The sequence below is a fragment of the Idiomarina xiamenensis 10-D-4 genome (assembly GCF_000299895.1).
Taxonomy (GTDB): domain Bacteria; phylum Pseudomonadota; class Gammaproteobacteria; order Enterobacterales; family Alteromonadaceae; genus Idiomarina; species Idiomarina xiamenensis.
This window is the reverse complement of sequence record NZ_AMRG01000002.1, coordinates 140,999-160,899: the sequence shown is the minus strand read 5'-3', so window position 1 is coordinate 160,899 and position 19,901 is coordinate 140,999. Positions and strand designations below refer to the sequence as shown.

18 protein-coding genes are annotated in these 19,901 nt (G+C 49.2%); 12 read left to right on the top strand and 6 right to left on the bottom strand.

The features are described 5' to 3' along the window. Positions 1-5: 5 nt before the first annotated feature. The 3 genes from fnr to ttcA all read left to right on the top strand — a co-directional run bounded on the left by fnr (position 6) and on the right by ttcA (position 2,952). Entirely contained in the window at positions 6-734 is a 729-nt protein-coding gene (fnr, locus tag A10D4_RS02080; RefSeq protein ID WP_008487429.1) for a fumarate/nitrate reduction transcriptional regulator Fnr, read from the top strand. A gap of 240 nt (positions 735-974) precedes the next feature. After that, entirely contained in the window at positions 975-1,937 is a 963-nt protein-coding gene (gene uspE / locus A10D4_RS02075) for a universal stress protein UspE (protein ID WP_008487428.1), read from the top strand. 103 nt (positions 1,938-2,040) lie between these two features. After that, positions 2,041-2,952, top strand: a complete 912-nt coding sequence (ttcA, locus tag A10D4_RS02070) for a tRNA 2-thiocytidine(32) synthetase TtcA (protein ID WP_008487427.1) — start codon at positions 2,041-2,043, stop codon at positions 2,950-2,952. Positions 2,953-3,004: 52 nt separating this feature from the next. Here ttcA and A10D4_RS02065 read toward each other — a convergent pair whose 3' ends face one another. Together A10D4_RS02065 and A10D4_RS02060 are read right to left on the bottom strand one after the other, a co-directional pair. Then, on the bottom strand, positions 3,005-3,742 hold the full coding sequence (locus tag A10D4_RS02065; RefSeq protein WP_008487426.1) for an alpha/beta hydrolase: 738 nt from the start codon (positions 3,740-3,742) through the stop codon (positions 3,005-3,007). Positions 3,743-3,844: 102 nt separating this feature from the next. Beyond that, complete coding sequence (locus tag A10D4_RS02060; RefSeq protein WP_008487425.1) at positions 3,845-4,738, bottom strand: LysR family transcriptional regulator; 894 nt, start codon at positions 4,736-4,738, stop codon at positions 3,845-3,847. A gap of 159 nt (positions 4,739-4,897) precedes the next feature. On the opposite strand from A10D4_RS02060, the gene A10D4_RS02055 reads away from it, so the two are divergent. The 3 genes from A10D4_RS02055 to A10D4_RS02045 all read left to right on the top strand — a co-directional run bounded on the left by A10D4_RS02055 (position 4,898) and on the right by A10D4_RS02045 (position 7,768). Continuing rightward, a complete protein-coding gene (locus tag A10D4_RS02055) occupies positions 4,898-5,656 on the top strand; it encodes an SDR family oxidoreductase (protein ID WP_008111098.1) in 759 nt (252 codons plus the stop codon). A 74-nt stretch (positions 5,657-5,730) separates the two neighbouring features. Beyond that, positions 5,731-6,738: a zinc-dependent alcohol dehydrogenase family protein gene (locus tag A10D4_RS02050; protein WP_008487422.1), complete on the top strand. Its 1,008-nt coding sequence runs from the start codon at positions 5,731-5,733 to the stop codon at positions 6,736-6,738. 22 nt (positions 6,739-6,760) lie between these two features. Continuing rightward, a complete protein-coding gene (locus A10D4_RS02045; protein ID WP_008487421.1) occupies positions 6,761-7,768 on the top strand; it encodes a zinc-dependent alcohol dehydrogenase family protein in 1,008 nt (335 codons plus the stop codon). Positions 7,769-7,996: 228 nt separating this feature from the next. Here A10D4_RS02045 and A10D4_RS02040 read toward each other — a convergent pair whose 3' ends face one another. Beyond that, positions 7,997-8,806 (bottom strand): glucosaminidase domain-containing protein, encoded by an 810-nt coding sequence (locus tag A10D4_RS02040; RefSeq protein WP_008487420.1) that lies wholly within the window; start codon positions 8,804-8,806, stop codon positions 7,997-7,999. 14 nt (positions 8,807-8,820) lie between these two features. Then, positions 8,821-9,660, bottom strand: a complete 840-nt coding sequence (locus A10D4_RS02035) for a hypothetical protein (RefSeq protein ID WP_008487418.1) — start codon at positions 9,658-9,660, stop codon at positions 8,821-8,823. Positions 9,661-9,711: 51 nt separating this feature from the next. Here A10D4_RS02035 and A10D4_RS02030 point away from each other — a divergent pair, with 51 nt between their 5' ends. The 5 genes from A10D4_RS02030 (at position 9,712) to A10D4_RS02010 (ending at position 14,923) form a co-directional block, all read left to right on the top strand. Further along, on the top strand, positions 9,712-10,344 hold the full coding sequence (locus A10D4_RS02030) for a pseudouridine synthase (protein WP_008487417.1): 633 nt from the start codon (positions 9,712-9,714) through the stop codon (positions 10,342-10,344). A gap of 127 nt (positions 10,345-10,471) precedes the next feature. Further along, the gene (gene mnmA / locus A10D4_RS02025) at positions 10,472-11,695 is read left to right on the top strand and encodes a tRNA 2-thiouridine(34) synthase MnmA (protein ID WP_008487415.1); all 1,224 of its coding nucleotides are present in this window, start codon (positions 10,472-10,474) and stop codon (positions 11,693-11,695) included. A gap of 45 nt (positions 11,696-11,740) precedes the next feature. Continuing rightward, positions 11,741-12,376 (top strand): high frequency lysogenization protein HflD, encoded by a 636-nt coding sequence (gene hflD / locus A10D4_RS02020; protein ID WP_008487414.1) that lies wholly within the window; start codon positions 11,741-11,743, stop codon positions 12,374-12,376. Positions 12,377-12,395: 19 nt separating this feature from the next. Beyond that, positions 12,396-13,766 (top strand): adenylosuccinate lyase, encoded by a 1,371-nt coding sequence (purB, locus tag A10D4_RS02015; RefSeq protein WP_008487411.1) that lies wholly within the window; start codon positions 12,396-12,398, stop codon positions 13,764-13,766. Then, a complete protein-coding gene (locus tag A10D4_RS02010) occupies positions 13,766-14,923 on the top strand; it encodes a cupin domain-containing protein (protein ID WP_008487409.1) in 1,158 nt (385 codons plus the stop codon). Before purB ends, A10D4_RS02010 begins: the two co-directional genes overlap by 1 nt. A 72-nt stretch (positions 14,924-14,995) precedes the next feature. Here A10D4_RS02010 and A10D4_RS02005 read toward each other — a convergent pair whose 3' ends face one another. Further along, a complete protein-coding gene (locus A10D4_RS02005) occupies positions 14,996-15,427 on the bottom strand; it encodes a DUF4826 family protein (RefSeq protein ID WP_008487408.1) in 432 nt (143 codons plus the stop codon). A gap of 270 nt (positions 15,428-15,697) precedes the next feature. On the opposite strand from A10D4_RS02005, the gene A10D4_RS02000 reads away from it, so the two are divergent. Next, on the top strand, positions 15,698-16,744 hold the full coding sequence (locus A10D4_RS02000) for a Glu/Leu/Phe/Val dehydrogenase dimerization domain-containing protein (protein WP_008487407.1): 1,047 nt from the start codon (positions 15,698-15,700) through the stop codon (positions 16,742-16,744). A gap of 100 nt (positions 16,745-16,844) precedes the next feature. Here the strand turns inward: A10D4_RS02000 and ydiJ are convergent, their stop codons facing one another. Then, positions 16,845-19,898: a D-2-hydroxyglutarate dehydrogenase YdiJ gene (gene ydiJ, locus A10D4_RS01995; RefSeq protein ID WP_008487406.1), complete on the bottom strand. Its 3,054-nt coding sequence runs from the start codon at positions 19,896-19,898 to the stop codon at positions 16,845-16,847. Positions 19,899-19,901: the final 3 nt, after the last annotated feature.

Here is a 19,901-nt window from a genome sequence, read left to right as displayed (position 1 = left end):
TTGCTATGCCCTCACCTTCAGCTCAACACATTCACTGCCAAAATTGCAGTATTAGCCAACTGTGCTTACCCTACAGCTTAGATAGCCAATCTTTGACTCAACTTGACGACATTATCGAGCGCAATAAACCGTTGCAAAAAGGCGATCAATTGTTTGCCAGCGGCAAACGTTTGCAATGCCTGTATGCAGTGCGGTCGGGTTCGTTAAAGTCCTATACACTGTCGGACGACGGCGACCAACAAGTCATCGGCTTTCATTTGCCCGGCGATTTAATCGGTTTTGATGGTTTAGCTAAGCAGCAGCATCAAAGCTTTGCCGTGGCGCTGGAAACCAGCATGTTGTGCGAAATTCCCTACGAGCAGTTACAACGTTTATCGATGCAACTACCGGCTCTGCAACAACAAGTGATGCGCTTGATGAGTTCTGAGTTGGTTGCCGATCAACGCTTGCATGGGCTATTAAACCAAAAAACCGCCGAGCAACGCTTAGCGGCCTTTTTATTGAGCCTGTCCGAGCGTTTTGCCAGCCGTGGTTTGTCCGCGCGCGAATTTCGCTTATCGATGACCCGAGCCGATATCGGTAATTATTTGGGCTTATCGGTAGAGACCGTCAGTCGCCTGTTAAGCCTGCTACAACGCCAGCAAATCATCGTCGTTGATAATAAGTGGGTAACCATTGCCGACCCGCAAGCACTACGCACCACAGCCAAGGAACTGGCAGGCTGCGAAGCCTAAGCGTTAGCCACTCGTATCGATAATTAATATCGATGCTTCAGTAAACAGCGTCCTCGGCGATCAGCCGACGCGGCGCTGTTTAGACCGCGCCCCTGATCATGAAAAAACCGTGATTTAAGACAATATTGACGCCGCTTTAAGTCATCCGCACTCGCACATCGCCGCGCCCTAGGCTAATCTAATAACAGAGCAATTACCGTATGAACGTTTATTGCAGTGCTGATTAAGGGTGGTCAGATGATGGACAGTACACAGGCAAGCGAACAGCGTATCTTGGTGGTGCTGGACGCCACCGAGCAACAGCAAAAAGCGTTACACCGGGCATTAGAACTAGCGCGCTTAACTTCTGCCAAGCAATTGGCCAACGTCAAGCTAACGCTATTTCTGTCGATTTATGATTTCTCCTACGAAATGACCACGATGTTGGCAGCGCAAGAACGCGAGGCCATGCGACACAGTCTGATTGCCGACCGCGAAGCTTGGATAAAAGATTTACTCAGCGACTATGATATGCACGGCGTTGAGCATGAACTCTGTGTGATGTGGCATAACCGCCCCTACGAGGCTATCGTCATCCATGCTATCGAGCAGCAGCACGACCTGATCATTAAAAGCACTCGCCGTCATGACGGCTTACAGCACGTTATCTTCACCCCTACCGACTGGCACATATTACGTAAAGCACCCTGCCCGGTATTACTGGTCAAAGACCATGACTGGCCCCAACAAGGCCATATTATTGCCGCAATTCATGCGCTTAGCGACAACGACCATCACGACAGCCTGAATCGCCGTATTATTGAGCGTGCTCTAGCTTTGGCAGAGCCGTTACAGGCGCAAGTGCACCTGCTCAACGCCTACCCCGGTGCCCCCATGAACATCGCGGTCGAAATTCCTGAATTCGACATGGTTGGCTACGGTGATACCTTGGCAAAACAGCATTTGCTTCAACTACAACATTACGCCGATCGTTATCACATTCCCGCCGCTTGCTGCCATGTCGAAGAAGGCATGCCCGAACATGTCATTCCCGAGGTGGCAGAACGCTTAGATGCCGAGTTAGTCGTGCTTGGCACGGTTGGTCGCAGCGGTTTTAGCGCCGCCTTGATCGGTAACACCGCCGAACACGTGATCGACCATCTTAATTGCGATGTATTGGCGGTCAAACCCGAGGGCTTTAAATCGCCGTTGGCAAAATCCTGAGTCAGGCGGCTAAATCCAACCTGCAGGGCATGACAGCGCTGACACGGTTCGCTATAATCGGCGCCCGTTAACGTTCAGCCGTCCGCGTCAGTCAGGAGCCAGCATGGCAGCCAATAAGCAGCAATACAGCTTTAATAAATTGCAAAAACGTATCCGTCGTGACGTCGGTAAAGCCATCGAGGACTTTGCCATGATCGAGGACGGCGACCGTATTATGGTGTGCTTATCGGGCGGTAAAGACAGCTATACCCTGCTGGACGTACTGATGTATTTAAAACGCATTGCACCGGTATCATTCGAGCTGATTGCGGTTAACTTAGACCAAAAACAACCCGGCTTTCCCGAGCATGTGTTACCCGACTACCTGAGTGAACTGGGTGTTGACTACCGCATTGTCGAAGAAGACACCTACAGCATCGTGAAAGAAAAGATCCCGGCTGGCAAAACCACCTGCTCGTTGTGCTCGCGCTTACGCCGTGGCATTTTGTATCGCACCGCAAAAGAGTTAGGCGCGACCAAAATCGCTCTCGGTCATCACCGCGACGACATGTTGGAAACCTTGTTTTTGAATATGTTTTACGGCGGCAAGCTAAAATCGATGCCGCCCAAATTAGTGAGCGACAACGGCGAACACGTGGTGATTCGTCCGCTGGCCTACGCCCGCGAAAAAGACATCAGCCGCTACGCCGAACAGATGCAGTTTCCGATCATTCCGTGCAACCTGTGCGGCTCACAAGAAAACCTGCAACGCCAGGCGGTTAAACAGATGCTGTCACAGTGGGATAAACAATTCCCCGGCCGTATCGAAAGCTTGTTCACCGCCGTGCAAAACGTCGTGCCCTCACACCTAGCCGACGCAAACCTATTCGACTTCGCCGCCGTCAGCGCCCACGGCGTCGCCGATAGCAATGGCGACACCGCCTTCGACTCACCCAGCTACAGCGTCCCCAGCATCGACGCCATGGACGCCGAAGAACAGCAACTTGGGAAAATTCAGGTGGTTAATGTGGGTTAGTGGTTAAAGGCGGTTTTGTGGCAGGAGCGAACCGGGGCCAGATTAGTATTCATCATGAATCAGCTCGACAGCCCGTGCCGTTTAGAAAATTATCGATAACGTTAGTAATTTCATCTTTAAGCCATTTAGGGCCGTAATCAGTCATGTCATTGTGACGGGACTCTGGTATTTCTTTGACGCACATGCTGTACTTTTTTGCCTCTTTCTTTGAGGGCAATACGCCCTCGTCAGCAGGATAATCGCTACCTCGAATTGAGAGGACGTTAATACCCTTTCTTCTGGGAAGCGGAACGCGGCGATGGTCAAGTGTAATCAGTGTGACGATATAATCCTTATCGGCATTCGCAAGCCAAGAGGAAATATCCCCACCGTTTGAATGACCAATAAGTAGCAAATCGTTGAAGTTATAGTGTTGGTAAGTGGGTGCCAGCCTGTATTTAATAAACTCCAGTGTTTCTGAGCCTCTCATCCAGTTTTCGCTTCGAGCTTCATACAAATTACCCGAGACCGACAACGGAGGATCGTTTTCTAACTCGTGCCCAATAGCCACCACCATGTAACCCAGTTGGTTTAGATGGTCGGACAAAAAAGTGTATTTAGTATGTGATACGCCGTAACCTGCGCTCAGTAATGCTACTGAGCACTTCTGAGCCTGATTGCAATGTTCGTTTTGATTAGGGTACGAGACTTCTATCGGAATATGTCTATCTCTGGATTCATCGTAAAGCTTATCGCCTGCAAAACTTAAAGCGCTGAAAAATAAACTTGCGAATAATGTGAGGAGTTTCAAGTTACAATCCTTTACGATTTAATCTTTGGCGATTTGTGACGATACTACGGATTGTAATAAATGTCCGCTCCTCGCTTACTACTGAACTTCAGCTTTATGCCATTAGCGGACACTCAACCTTGACACCAAGTGATCAAAAACCAATCGAATACGTTGTGGTACTGGACCACGTTGGGGGCGATAAATATATAAATCCCAAGGCACCGGCTCGACCTCTTCTAACACTCTCACAAGTTTCTCTTGGCGTAATAAGTCTTGGGCCGAAAAGTCAGGAATTTGAGCAAACCCCAGTCCATTTTGTACACCCATTAATTCAGCTTCGGCGTCGGCACTTCGAAAACGTGTTATGGATGGCGTCCACTGTCTGTCCATGGAAAAAACCCATGGCCAAAGCTTTCCCGTATTGCAATCTACTAACCCTGTAACCGGCAAGTGGTTTAGATCTTCAATAGACGCAGGCCTTCCCACTCTATTTATTAAGTCAGGCGAAGCCACGACATACATATTAATTTTGGTGAGCTGGCGGGCAATAAATCGACTATCTCTCATGAAGCCGATACGAATCCCAATATCTATTTTTTCGTCAACTACATCCACGCGCTCGTCACTGAGTGTCAGGTCTATATCCAGTTGAGGATGTATTGTTGAGAGTTCCAGTAATGCTGGCATCAAGCATTTATGACCAAAACCAACAGGCGCTGCGATACGAACCCGCCCTTGTAATTCATTACCCGAGTTAGGGACGCTTGTTTGAAACAATTCATCTACAGCGCGCAGGCGTTCTTTTGCTATCACAGCAAATTTTTCTCCAACTAGGGTCACTTGTATGTGTCGAGTATTTCGATGAAATAAAAGCTCCCCTTGCAATCGCTCTAACTCCTTCACTGCTCGTGTCACCGCCTGAGGAGAAATTCCCAGACGGTTAGCCGCTTCTTTAAAGCTGCGAGACTCAGCAGCAGTACAAAATATCCGGAGCATTTCCAATCTGTTAAGCATCACAGTCACATTCAGGTTTGATATGAATACACTAATATTATTCCAAATTATGGAATTGTGAAATTAAAACGTTTCCATTTATTGATTTTTGACGGTAAGGGATAATTTGCTCGTTATTTAGACAGAGTCATTCATTCAACTGATTTGAGGATATTAACTATGAGTAGTGTTTTAGCAAACAACATCAGCGGTAAGGTCGTTGTTATCACTGGTGGTAGTAGCGGTTTAGGCGAAACCACAGCAAGACATTTAGCCAGTCTTGGCGCATCTGTTGTTTTGGGTGCCCGACGCATCGACAAGCTTGAAGCTATTGCTGCTGACATACGCACAGCGGGTGGAAAAGTTGCGGTTCAAGCGACAGATGTGACTAGCCAGGACGAAGTGAAGGCCCTTGTAAATCTTGCACAAGAGCGCTTCGGTAAAGTTGATGTGGTTATCAATAATGCAGGGTTAATGGCGATTGCACCGTTAGCTGAGACTCGAGTTGACGAATGGGATCGCATGATTGACATCAACGTTAAAGGTCTGCTGTATGGAGTAGCCGCAGCGCTTCCGATCTTTCAGGCTCAGGGAACAGGCCACTTTATCAATATTTCTTCCGTAGCGGGTATCAAAGTATTCAGTCCCGGCGGCACGGTTTATAGCGGAACCAAATTCGCTGTTCGCGCTATTGCCGAAGGCTTACGTCATGAAGTTGGGGGTAAAATTCGTTCAACAATCATTTCACCGGGGGCAATCGAATCTGAATTAAAACATGGAAGTTCAGATACTCAGGGTGCAGCCTTTGTAAAAGATTTTTATCAGCAAAATGAAATTCCATCTGAATCTGTTGCTCGTGCTATCGCATACGCAATTGAGCAGCCTGCGGATGTGGATATCAACGAGATTGTTCTGCGCCCAACTGTTCAAGAGTTTTAATTCGTTTAATAAAAGACCGATTAATCAGCGGGTGATTTAACCACCCGCTGAATATTCAGTTTGTGAGGTTATTGATGACAGCGTTAAACAAACAAATGCGTGCTTTGGTATTAGATAGCTATGAAGAGGGTACAGTATTCCGGGATGCCCTGATTAACTTACCCTCTCCATCAGCAGGTCAGGTGCAAGTAAAAATATTTGCAAGTGGAGTCAATCCTATTGATTACAAGATCCGCCAAGGTATCGCTCCTTATGCCATGCCGGAATTACCCGCAGTACTTGGCACCGATTTAGCTGGAGAAATTGTTGCTATCGGCGACGGCGTCACCGACTTTTCAGTAGGCGATGAAGTTTATGGTCTGACTGGCGGAGTGCGAGGATTGCAAGGATCATTGGCTGAATATGCCAACGTAGATGCTGAGTTACTTGCTCTCAAACCGAAAAATTTGTCCATGCGTGAAGCTGCGGCTTTACCTCTGGTTGCACTTACCGCTTGGGAAGGTTTGGTTGACAAGGCGAATGTTAAAGCGGGCCAGAAAGTCCTTATCCAAGGTGGAGCTGGCGGAGTTGGGCATGTAGCTGTGCAAATTGCTAAGGCCTTAGGTGCCGACGTTTATGCCACTGCATCGACTGGAAAACAACAACTGCTCAAGGCGCTTGGTGCCGCGCCAATTGATTATCACACTGCAAGCCCTGCTGAGTACGTGGACGCATACACCCAAGGCAAAGGATTCGATATCATTTACGACACTGTCGGTGGCTCTGTACTCGATGCCTCATTAGTTATCATTGCACATTATGGACATATTTTAAGCTGTGCTGCATTCGGCTCACATAACCTGGCACCGTCGTCATTACGCTCTGCAACATTGTCAGCGATTTTTGTGTTACACCCACAGCTCAGCGGAGAGGGGCGCAAACATCATGGTGACATTCTGCGGCAAATTACGGCTCTCGTTGAAGCTGGACAAATTAAGCCACTACTCGATCCGTCACGCTTTTCCCTTGACACGGCAATGGATGCACATAATGCCGTAGAGTTGGGGTCCATGGGTAAAGTAGTTATTGATGTAATTGCTTAAAAAATCATTGTTGAGGATGCATATGAGCCCAAGAAAACTAGTTCGAACTGTTCGTTTCCATGAATTAGGTGGTCCCGAGGTGTTAACTATTGACTCGCTGGCGAGTCCAAATTTGCAGGCCACAGATGTTCGTATTGCGGTCAAAGTTGTTGGCCTCAATCGTGCTGATGCCATGTTTAGGCGAGGCCACTATATAGAAAAGGCTGACTTCCCTTCGCGAATCGGCTATGAAGCATCCGGGGTAGTCATTGAAGTCGGGGAAGAGGTAAATCATTTACGCCTTGGGGACGAGGTTTGTATTGTCCCTCAGATGGGGCTTTCTCAGAATGGCTGCTACGCAGAAGAGATTGTCGTACCAAGTGAATATGTGGCACTCAAACCAGCAGGGCTAACCTTTGCTGAAGGCGCAGCAGCTTGGATGCAGTACCTGACAGCTTATGGCGCTTTGGTCGAAATTGCTAACGTGCAAAAAGGCGATTCAGTACTGATAACCGCCGCATCGAGCAGTGTTGGATTGGCTGCGATTCAAATTGTGAATTCTCTGGGGGGTATCCCTATCGCTACAACTCTAACAGGAGCTAAAAAGGCTGCTGTGCTCAAGGCTGGTGCGGCCCATGTGATTGCAACCCAAGAAGAACCGCTACTGGATAGCTTGAGAAGCATCTTGGGAGCAAACAATTTAAAAATCGCATTTGATGCTGTCGGTGGGCCGCAGATAGCTGAAATTGCTGAAGCAATGAGCCCTGAAGGAACAATAATAGTACACGGAGCATTAAGTCCCGAAACAACCCCTTTTCCCTTAAAAATAGCACTTCGTAAAAGTCTGACAGTTAGGGGGTATGTGTTTACTGAAGTTATAAAAGACATCGAGCGTTTTCGCAGAGCAAAGCAATTTATCCACTCGGGTTTATCCGAAGGAACACTCAAGCCTGTCATTGATCGAAGCTTTAAATTTGAAGAGATAGTAGCAGCGCATCACTATCTGGAGTCAAATCAGCAGATTGGTAAAATAGTGGTCGAACTTGATTAACAGTTCGTAGCTTCCGCTTGTCTCTCAACTCAGTCAGTGCCTGATGATAATTAGCGTGCTGTAAGTTTCATACTTAGGCGTAAAGCAGGAACGCTTATTCGGCGAATTATAAATATCTGGATAGTACATGCAGAAAAGTCCGCTTTTCGCTCATAGCAGACCTTAAGCTTTACGTCATATAATTACAAAAAATGCGCCATTAAGGCGCATTTTTAAAAAGCTAAGCTCTTAATTAATTTGCTGTATCAATGGTCGATTAACACGGATCATGGCGTTAAGTTCGTCGATATACTCAGCACCACGTTCGGAGTAGCGGTGCAGGCCTTCGGTGAGTTTTATGGCGCTGATGTCTTCACCCTGTTGGCGTAGTTTTTGTCGAATCAGGCGTAGGTCTAAATAAGCGGGATGGGTGTTGATGTTGCGCATGTACGAACGTACCGAGGCGTTGACCGAATCGAAGCGGGCCACTTCGTGGCGGCCGTCGTCGTCGCGGCTTAGTGGCACTAAACCGCAGCCTTTGCGATAGCACCACTGACCGAAGAAGTTTAGACCCTCTAGTGCGAAGCGTGAGGTGCCCCAACCGGATTCGTTAGCCGCTTGAATCAGCACCAACGATTCCGGCACTTGGTCGACGCGGCGTTCGAGCAACACAAACATGTCGCTGTCGGGGTCTAAGTCGAAGTCGACCTCGTAATTACGGGCAATTTGCCGCAACCAGCGCTTATCGTCAGCACTCAGGGTGGTGCCGAGCTGCCACTGCGAATCCAGCCACTGGATACGTTGCCGTTGATAGTCAATGCGCACGTTTTCAGCACGCACGGTCGGCAATAAAAACTCGAAAAACGCGATTTTCTTTTCGGTAACGTCGTTAAATTGGGTAAAGTCCGGCACTTCGGTTTTTTCATCGACATGCGGAATAGTGGGTAATAATGGCCGTCCGGAAACGGCTTCATCGACACTCGTAGCAGGCTTTAACCAAGGTGTGGCCAAGGCCACCAAGACTAACGCTGCAAAAATTAATCTGAATAACCATTTCATGGCTGTACCGCCTATTAAGCTGACCAGCTATCGTTGTTATCGGTAACGTTAGTGTTGCCGTTACCTCGGTCGTTATCGTCGCCGCGTAAGCGCACTTCAACACCCACGGCTTCGCGATAAATCACCCCAGTGGTAGTGACCAACAATGGGAACGCAATAATACCCACTAGACCATAGGTGATGGGTGTTAATACCAGCAATATACCAATCAGCGCATAGAGCGCCGCAAATACGGTGATTTTTTTATTCACAATCAGCGTCGAGGCATACAGCGAACGTAATGGCGATAACTGACGCTCCATGCACAATGGCATCGCCAAAATAAAAATTAAGGTGCAGTAACTTTGAAATAGAATGCTCAGCACAGGACTAACTAGCGCCAGTACATATTGGCCTAACTGCGAAATTAAAAAGCCCACTACCGCCACTGTGATAAGCGGTAACAAACGACTAAAACCGGCAAAAATATCGCGTACCCGGGTTTTTAAACCGATGCTTTGGTGAATGCCCATCAAAAAGATACCGCCCCATAACGGCGCGCTGACAATTTGATAGACCAATTGCATTTGCATCAGCGTCATCGACGCTTGTTGTTGTTTGTCAGCGGTCAGTTCGGCGCCATTTTGCACCGCCTCGACGATGCTTAAAAACGCACGCAGTTGATCACCCAAAATCAAACTAATGACAATGCTCGACATTAAAATTAATACAATGCCGCCCAGCAATAATTGTGGCATATACTGCAAGCTTAATTGCCAGGCGTTTTTTAGCGTCGCAGCAAAGCCTAAATGATAGTCACCGCGCAGTGCGCGGCTTAAATCGCCGCCAATAATCATTCGTTTATCCGTATCCATTAATGATACTCTTTACCCCATAAAAGCCGTTTATTTTAGAGGATCAGCACGGTGAAGCCAACGAAAATCGGGTCTAACACGAGCCACCGACGCCGTCGAAAAGCCCCCAAAAGCGCCGCAGAACGGCGCCCTGCCAACCCTAAACTGGTGTTATTAAATAAGCCGTTTAATGTGCTTTCGCAGTTTTCTGGCGACGACCCTAGCGCCACCTTAAAGGGTTACGTGCCCTTTACCGATGTTTATCCTGCCGGACGCTTAGATAAAGATAGCGAGGGATTATTGCTGCTCACCAACGACGGCCGTTTACAGGCACGTTTGGCCGATCCCCGTTTTAAAACGGTAAAGACCTATTGGGCGCAAGTCGAAGGCATACCCGATCAAGCAGCGCTGACGGCGCTCGCCAACGGCGTTGAGCTAAACGACGGCCTAACGCTACCGGGCGAAGCTTTTTTAATGCCGCAACCGCAACAATTGTGGCCACGCAATCCGCCCATCCGTAGCCGTAAGAACGTCGCCGACAGTTGGCTTTGCTTGCGTATTCACGAGGGCCGTAATCGCCAAGTTCGGCGCATGACGGCACACGTTGGTCACCCGACACTGCGCTTGATCCGCGCCGCCGTTGGCCCCTTTGCTTTGCGTACCCTGCAACCCGGCCAATGGCGTGAGGAAACGCCGGTCTGGTAGGACGCCAGTTAAAACCCGAGGTAGCACCCCAATGCTACCTTTTAAACGAAAAAACTGCTAAAATCGCGGCCTTAATTTTTACCGATGTTTGTCATTTACGTCAGTAACTCAATACAGCAGAGGTCGCATGTCCAGTCGTAATAGCGCAGATGAAAACGCGCGCCATGCCGCAACAGTGCCACCGGCTACCGCTCAGGTTTTAGCCGACGGCAAACAACCCCAGGATTGTAAAGTCATCGTCGGCATGTCCGGCGGTGTCGATTCGTCGGTATCGGCGTATTTGTTGCAGCAACAAGGCTTTCAGGTGGAAGGCTTGTTTATGAAAAACTGGGAAGAAGACGACGATACCGAATATTGTTCGGCAGCGGCAGACCTAGCCGATGCTCAGCAAGTCTGCGATAAGTTAGGCATTGAATTGCACACGGTTAATTTTGCCGCGGAATATTGGGATAACGTATTCGAGTACTTTTTAGACGAATACCGCGCCGGGCGTACGCCCAACCCCGATATTATGTGCAACAAAGAAATTAAATTTAAGGCGTTTCTAGAGTTTGCTTTAGAGGTGCACGACGCCGATTACATTGCCACTGGTCATTACGTACAACGCAGTAGCGCATCGGCGCATGCAAACCCCGACCAAGCCGATACCGTGCAGATGTTACGCGGTCTCGATGGCAACAAAGACCAAAGCTACTTTTTGTATACCTTATCGTCAGCACAGCTCGCGCGCACGCTGTTTCCAGTCGGCCATTTAGAAAAACCAACGGTACGCGAAATTGCCGAGGCTCAAGGCCTAGTAACCGCCGACAAAAAGGATTCAACCGGCATTTGCTTTATCGGCGAGCGCAAGTTTAGCGACTTTTTACAGCGCTTTTTACCCGCTCAACCGGGTCCCATTAAAAGCGTCGATGGTGAACTACTGGGTGAACACCAAGGCTTGATGTATCACACCTTAGGACAGCGTAAAGGCTTGCACATTGGCGGCCGTGCCGATAGTAACGGCGAGGCTTGGTACGTGGTCGACAAAGACGTGCAGAATAACGTTTTGTTGGTGGCGCAAGGTCACGATCATCCGCGGCTGTACTCGCACGGCATGGTAGTCAACCAATTACATTGGGTCGCTGCGCACGGCCCCGCTGATAATGCCCAATTGACGGTAAAAACACGCTATCGTCAAGCTGATATTGGTTGTCGTGTACAGCGTTTAAACACGCAGCAGTGGCAAGTCGATTTTGCCGAACCAGTAGCGGCGGTAACGCCCGGCCAATCGGCGGTATTTTACTCAGGCGACGTGTGTCTAGGCGGCGGTATCATTGAACAACGCTGCAGCGATCACGAAGTACTGCTATGAACACATCCCCCCAGAGTAACCACTGCTGAGCTGAAGGAGAGCTTTTTGGATAACTTGCAACAGCGGGTATTGGCCTTAGCCGGTTTAGCGCAAGCCGCAGCCAGCGTCAAAGCGCTGGCTCGACAAGGCCAATTGCGCCACCCACAAGCCAGCGATACGCTGATTGATAGCGTGCTATGCCTCGATAGTGAATCGACGGCGGCGGTTTATGGTGGTCAACACAGCAACGATGTGCGGCCTTTGGCAGTAGGCTTACAAGCATTATTAACGCAAATCGGCCCTACCCGCGATAAAGATATGGAAGTCACCCGCTATATGGTTGGCTTAATGCATTTAGAAAGGCGTTTAAGCGCTAACAAAAAAGCCTTAGCCGAGTTATCCGGACGACTCGCTCAAAGCCAACGCCAAGCCAGTCAATTTGGTTTTGAGCGCAGTACCGTTATCGCTAACTTAGCCAGTATTTACAGTGATGTGGTTAGCCCGCTGAGCAAGCCGTTGAGCATTTTGGGTAATCCGCAGCACTTACAACAGCCCGCCCTGCAACAGCAAATTCGAGCGTTGCTATTGGCTGGTTTACGTAGTGCGGTACTGTGGCGACAACTGGGTGGCCGCCGTCGTCAATTTTTATTCAGCCGGCAGCGCATGGTCAAAGTTGCCCAATCCATGATTCAACATTTGTAAGTACACGGAGCAAAAATACATGAATTTATCTTCTTTAACCGCGGTTTCTCCTGTTGATGGCCGTTACGGTAGCAAAGCCGAAGCGTTACGGCCTATTTTCAGCGAATACGGGTTGATTCGCTTTCGTGTATTGGTTGAGGTGCGTTGGTTACAACAACTCGCTAGTTGCGCTGATATCGCCGAAGTACCGGCATTAAGTGCTGACGCCAACGCCAAGTTAGACGCTATCGTCGACAATTTCAGCGAAGCTGATGCCGCACGCGTAAAAGACATCGAGCGCACCACCAACCATGACGTTAAAGCGGTAGAGTACTTTTTAAAAGAACAAGTTGCCGATAACGCCGAACTGGCCGCGGTTGCTGAATTTATTCACTTTGCCTGCACCTCAGAAGACATCAATAACTTGTCACACGGGCTGATGTTAAACAGCGCCCGCGATGAGGTTATTTTACCGCTGATGCGCGAGCTGACCGAGGGCGTGAAAGCGCTGGCTAAGCGCTATCGTGACGTGCCGATGATGGCGCGCACCCACGGCCAACCCGCAACCCCGACCACTATGGGTAAAGAAATGGCGAACGTTTATGTTCGTCTACAACGACAACTGCAGCAGGTTGAGCAAGTTACGGTATTGGGCAAGATTAATGGTGCGGTTGGTAACTATAACGCCCACTTAGCGGCCTATCCGAATGTCGACTGGCATCAACTCTCCGAGCAATTTGTTAGCAACCTAGGGCTAACGTGGAACCCCTACACCACACAAATCGAGCCGCACGACTACATTGCCGAGTTGTTCGACGCCGTGGCACGTTTTAACACCGTGTTAATCGACTTTGATCGTGATATGTGGGGTTATATCGCCTTGAATCACTTCCGCCAGCGTACCATCGCCGGTGAAGTCGGTTCATCGACCATGCCGCACAAGGTCAACCCGATCGATTTTGAAAACTCTGAGGGTAACCTAGGCTTAGCCAACGCCATCATGAACCATTTAGCGCAAAAACTGCCGATCTCGCGTTGGCAGCGCGACCTCACCGACTCCACCGTATTGCGCAATTTAGGTGTCGGTTTTGCGCACGCTATCATCGCTTATCAAGCAACCTTAAAAGGCATGAGTAAGCTGGAAGTGAATGAAGATGTGTTGCGCAACGAGCTGGATCAAAACTGGGAGTTGCTGGCTGAGCCGGTACAGACGGTAATGCGTCGTTATGGTATTGAGAAGCCTTACGAGAAACTGAAAGAGCTAACCCGTGGCAAGCGTATTAACGCTGCTGGTTTAGCCGATTTTATCGACGCGCTGGCGTTACCTGACGCCGCTAAAGACGAACTTAAAGCGCTGACACCGGCCAACTATATCGGTCGTGCGGTGCAGTTTGTTGACGATCTCGACTGATGCAACGACTGACTCTAAATAGCCGTCAGTTTTTAAAGCATGACTGGCAACAACAACCGCGTCTGTTTCGACAGGCGTTTGCCGACAATAGCGATTTACTATCGCCAGAAATGCTAGCCGGCTTGGCGTTAGAAGACGGTGTCGACGCACGTATCGTTCAATATTTACGTCATCAAGATAGCTGGCAGGTTAGCCATGGTCCGTTTAGCGACTATGAAGCCTTTGGCGAACAGGATTGGACGTTGTTGGTACAATCGGTCAATGAGTGGTTGCCCGAAGTACAGCAGTTGCTACAACAGTTTCGCTTTTTACCGGACTGGCGCTTAGACGACGTCATGATCAGTTTTGCCTGTGAGGGTGGCGGCGTGGGTCCGCATTTGGATCAGTACGACGTGTTTATTATTCAGGGCCAAGGCCGACGGCGTTGGCGGGTCGGTGCTCGTGGTGATTACCAACAGCACCGCCCTCACCCGGATTTGTTGCAACTATCGGGCAGTTTCCAACCCATTATTGATGAAGTGCTAGAAGCTGGCGATATGTTGTATATTCCAGCGGGATGCCCGCACGATGGGGTGGCCTTAGAGCCTTGCCTGAATTACTCGGTCGGTTTTCGTGCGCCTAATCAAGCCGAAGCCTTGGCTAGCCTGAGCGATATTGCCTTGGCCGACGATCGGCTGGCAACACGCTATCAAGATCCCGCGCAGGATGATCACGGTCAACCCTGGCAGATCCAACCACAGGCGCTTGACCAATTGCAGCGCTGGCTTAAGCAAGCGTTAGATAGTGATGATATGCCAGCCCTACTAGCGGCGATGTTATCGCAATCTAAGCGCCCGCTGCCAACCCCGGAGCAGCAGTTAACGCCAAGCCAAGTAGCGCAACTGTTGCGTCAGGCTGAAACCAGCGCACAGCCAGCTTGGCTATGTCGCACACCCGGCGCGCGCTTGCTGCAAGATCCACAACAACGCTTTTGGTTTAATGGTGAAGCATTGGCAGTGCCTGCAGCAGCGCACTCATTAGCCACTGAATTGGCCGCACAATGGGACGATATGAGTTTGACCGATTTCCGCGCATTAGCTGATGATCAAGACTGTTGCGCGTTGCTGGCCGAATTGCTTAATCAAGGCGGCTGGTATATTGAACTAGAGGCTAATTAACAGCAAAAATAAAAGGCCTGAGTGTTGTTACACGCAGGCCTTTTATGCAATTAGCTAATTAATTTTTTTAGCTTAAGCTTGTTCTTGCCACAGCTTGTCGTTTTCAGCCAATTGATAAATGGCTTCGGCGCGACTGGTCATCAATGCCGCCATTTTTTGCTCGGTAGCCGATGCTCGCGCACCCGCCGCTTCGATATTACTCGCCTTAAGCTGCCACTGCATGGAAAAATACTTTAATGCCGAACGGGCATCGCTAGCTGCCGTTACCGTTGCATGATCAGTGGGGACATCGCCGTTGATCAACCAGTACTCTTTACGGTCACGCGCTTTAATTTTCCAAACCGCGACGAGTGGCGCAATATAACGACTTGAGCTGCTGATCACTTTCTCGGCGACAATACCGCGCTCCGCTAAATATTTCTGCGCTTTTTTAAACTGATCTTGAACCCATTCTACGGTTTGCTCTTGAGTAAAATCTGCGTGTCTTACGTTTTCTGTTGTCATTGTTATGTTTTCCAACGCTTGTTACATCATTAACTTCATCTTACCCCGTGCGAGAAGCCGATAAAAGCCCTGCGCTACGATTGCGGAAAAAAAATAAAATCATAAAATTACGGCTGCATACACGGTTTCCGTTAACGTTAGCGTAACGCTGTAAAGCGAAGTTGCTAAACGGGTGTTTGAAAACCATTTTTAATTGTTTTGGCGACTAGCTAAGCCCCGATGTCCGTGCTAATGTGCGCGCAATTTTTGGGAAAATGAGGTTACTGTATTATGTCTCTATTCGAGCATAAAGAATTTGACCAACACGAGCAGGTGGTCTTCTGTCACGATAAAGCCACCGGGCTGAAAGCGATTATTGCCATCCATGACACCACCATGGGCCCTGCCCTAGGCGGTACACGTTTATGGAACTATGCGTCGTCGTCTGAAGCATTGACAGATGTATTACGCCTGTCACGCGGTATGACCTATAAAAGCGCCATTTCCGGCTTACCTTTAGGTGGCGGTAAAGCGGTCATTATCGGTGATGCCAAACAGATCAAGTCGGCGGAACTATTCCGCGCCTACGGTCGTTTTGTTAACTCCCTGAGCGGTCGTTACATCACCGCCGAAGATGTCAATATTCGCACTAGCGATATCGCTATCGTTGCCGAAGAAACCAATTTTGTTGCCGGTACCGAGGGTAAAGCCGGTGACCCATCACCACATACCGCGCTGGGCACTTATTTGGGCCTGAAAATCGCAGCGAAGCACCGTTTGGGCAGCGAAGACTTGAGCGGTGTTAAGATTGCCGTGCAAGGCTTAGGCGCGGTTGGTTATGCCTTTGCCGAATACCTAGCCAAAGACGGCGCTGAGCTGTTTGTTACCGATATTAATGAAGAAGCGGTCAATAAAGCCGTTAACGAACTGGGCGCAACAGCGGTTGGTTTAGATGATATTTATGGCTTAGACGTTGATATTTACGCACCTTGTGCGTTGGGTGCGACCATCAACGACGACACCTTGCAGCAGCTTAAAGCAAAAGTTATCGCCGGTAGCGCGAATAATCAGCTGGCAACGCCGAAACACGATCAACTGGTGAAAGATCAAGGCATTCTGTATGCGCCTGATTACGTCATCAACGCCGGTGGTGTCATTCATATTTGTTCAGAAGCGGCTAACTTTACCGTGGAAGAAACCGAAAAACGTGTACGCGGCATCTATGACACATTGGATAACGTATTCACCCGTGCTGCCGAGCAGAACCGCCCTACAGGCGAAATTGCTGACGCAATGGCACGTGAAATCATTGCCAATGAGAAGAAAAAGAAAGCTTAAGTTAGGATCGTTTCGACTTAACCATAATAAGCCCGGACCGTACCGGGCAGTTGCTAAACAACTAGCCCGGTCAATGACCGGGCTTTTTTATGATTGTTCATTAGGGCCTGTTGGCTGCCGACTCTGACTGCAGTGCTTGAGCCAGTACCGATAGTGGGTGACGCGCCCGAGTATCGCTGTAGCGCTTCACCTGACAGCGGCAGGAAAAGCCGGTTGCTAACAAACTGTCTTGCTCAGCCGTACTGACCTTCTCTGCCCAGCTCATATCAAATAAGGCTCGACTGTTAGCTTGATTGTCGACTTCGTGGCCGTAAGTACCAGCCATACCGCAACAACCGACATTTTCACCGACTAATTTTAAGCCAGCGGCGGCAAATAGTTGCTGCCACTGTTTTAACGCAGCTGGAATTGCCGTTTGTTCGGTACAATGAGGTAATAAACGGTACTGACGACTATCGCGCTGACTAGTCGTGGACGGCCATAGCAGACGACCTTGTTGCAATTGCTCGAATAAAAATTCACTAATCGTTTGCACTTGAAAAGCGCTCTCTTCGGCTGTTAAAAACTGCCGATATTCATCGCGATATAGCAACGTAGTTGACGCGTCTAAACCTATCATCGGTAAATCACAGGCAGCGACCTGACGTAACTGTGCACTCACGCGCTTGGCGGTGTCAGTAAAATCGTCTAAAAAGCCTTTAACGTGTTGCGCTTTACCGTTGCCGCTGAAGTTTAACAGCAACGGCTGCCAACCCAACCCGGCTAGTACTTGTCCGGCTTGTTGCACCACCTCGGCATCATAAAAGCTGGTAAACGGATCTTGCACAACCACCACTAACGGTTTGTCACTTTCAGCTTTAAGCGTATGCAACTCCGACGCCTCTGCGCGTAACCAACGCCAACGTTGTGTCACTGTCGGCGTAGAGAGACGCGGCGCATCCTGATAACCGACTAGACGCTTTAACAGCCAACGGCTGAGCGGATTATGAGTAAACAGATTACTTAAGCGCGGGGCTTTTGCTAACCACTGACCGCTAAGCTCAATACTCGCCACTAAATAGTCTTTTAGCGGACGTTTGTAGCGACTATGGTAATGCGCCAAAAAGCGCGCTCTAAAACTGGGTACGTCAACTTTAACCGGGCATTGCCCAGCACACGCCTTACAAGCTAAACAAGCATCCATAGATTGTTTCACTTGATGATTAAAATCGCTGCTATCAACGCTAGCGGCTCGCCACCAAGCGCGCGTGTTCGGTGTTTGACTCGCATCATAATCGGCAGCATGGGTTAAACGTAACCATTCACGTATGAGTGTAGCTCGTCCTTTGGGCGAGTAGCGTCGGTCACGCGTAACCTTATACGACGGACACATCGCAGCATCGGCATCGTAGTTAAAACATAAGCCATTGCCATTACAGTCCATGGCCGCTTGATAGTAGCTTTGCGTCTGTACCGGGATTTGTCGATCATAATAGCCACGTTTACGCGCATCGACAGAGACTAACGTTTGCTCGCTGCCATAAGCGGTCGCTATTTTACCGGGGTTAAGGCGGTTATCGGGGTCGAAACTGGCTTTTATCTTACACAGTTCTTGATAAAGCTGGTCACCGAAAAAGCTTGGTGAATATTCGGAACGGAAACCTTTACCGTGTTCCCCCCACATCAAGCCACCGTATTTAGCGGTTAACTTAGCCACCTGATCGCTGATTTTGCGCAATAGCTTTTCGTCGTCAGGGTTGGTCATATCAAGCGCCGGTCGCACGTGCAACACACCAGCATCGACATGCCCAAACATACCGTAGTGCAACTGTTCGGCGTCCAGCAACGCGCGAAATTCGCCAATAAAATCGGCCAACTTTTCTGGCGGTACGGCGGTATCCTCGGCAAACGCGACCGGTTTGCGCCGACCTTTAGTTGCACCAAGCAAACCCACCGCTTTTTTGCGCATCGCATAAATAGCTTGAATACTGGCCGCTTCACGACAAACCTGATAGCCAATAATGCCCTGTTCAGGATGTTGTTGAATGCGTTCATCTAGCAAGCTTAATAAACGCTGCAGTTTATCGTTGATTTCGTCTTCGTTGACACCGGTAAACTCAACCATATTGATGCCGTTCATGGTATGTTCGGCAACGTCTTGAATGTATTCCTCAACGGACGACCAGATGATGTCTTGTCGTGCTAAATTAAGCACATTGCTATCAATCGTTTCGACCGATGTGGCTCGCGCCTCGACCAAAAAGGGTGCATTTTTTAACGCCGATTGAAAGTTATCGTACTTAACGTTCACCAACACCTTGGCTTTAGGTATCGGTGTAATATTTAGTTTAGCCTCGCAGACAAAACCTAGTGTGCCCTCGGAGCCTGCAATCAAACGCGAGACATCAATTTGTTGCTGTGCTTCATCATAAGCATGCAGTAGGTCATAACCGGTCAAAAAACGGTTTAATGGTGGGAATTTGGCTTTAATCTGTTCGCGTAGCGCAACACAGGTGGCCAGCGTTTGCTGGTAAATTTGGCCAATACGTCCAGCCTGCTGACTGAGCTGTTCGGCTTCAGCGAGTGCAACCGGCGCCGAATCTAGCACTTCGCCACCTAACAATACCGTACGTAGCGCTAAAACATGGTCACTGGTTTTACCATAAACCAATGAACCTTGCCCCGATGCATCGGTACTGATCATACCGCCGATAGTGGCGCGATTACTGGTAGATAAATCGGGTGAAAAAAAATAGCCATGGGGGCGCAAGGCATCGTTCAGTTGGTCTTTCACCACCCCAGCCTGCACACGCACCCAGCCTTGCTCAGCATTGATCTCAAGCACCTGATTCATATGTCGGCTAAGATCGATGACGATACCATCGTTGAGCGATTGCCCGTTAGTACCCGTGCCACCACCACGCGGACTAAAACGCACTGCTTGATAAGCCGACTGCTGTGCTAATTGCATGGCAAGCACAATATCTTGTCGACTTTTAGGATAAATAACGGCTTGCGGCAGCAACTGATAAACACTGTTATCGGTCGCTGCCATCATGCGGCCAGCGTAGCTGGCATCAATGTCACCACAAAAGGCAGACTGCGCTAGTGCCGACAAATAGTCGGCGTAAACCCGACTTAGCGTCGCTGCCGGCGACAAATACGGCAATGTCATAAT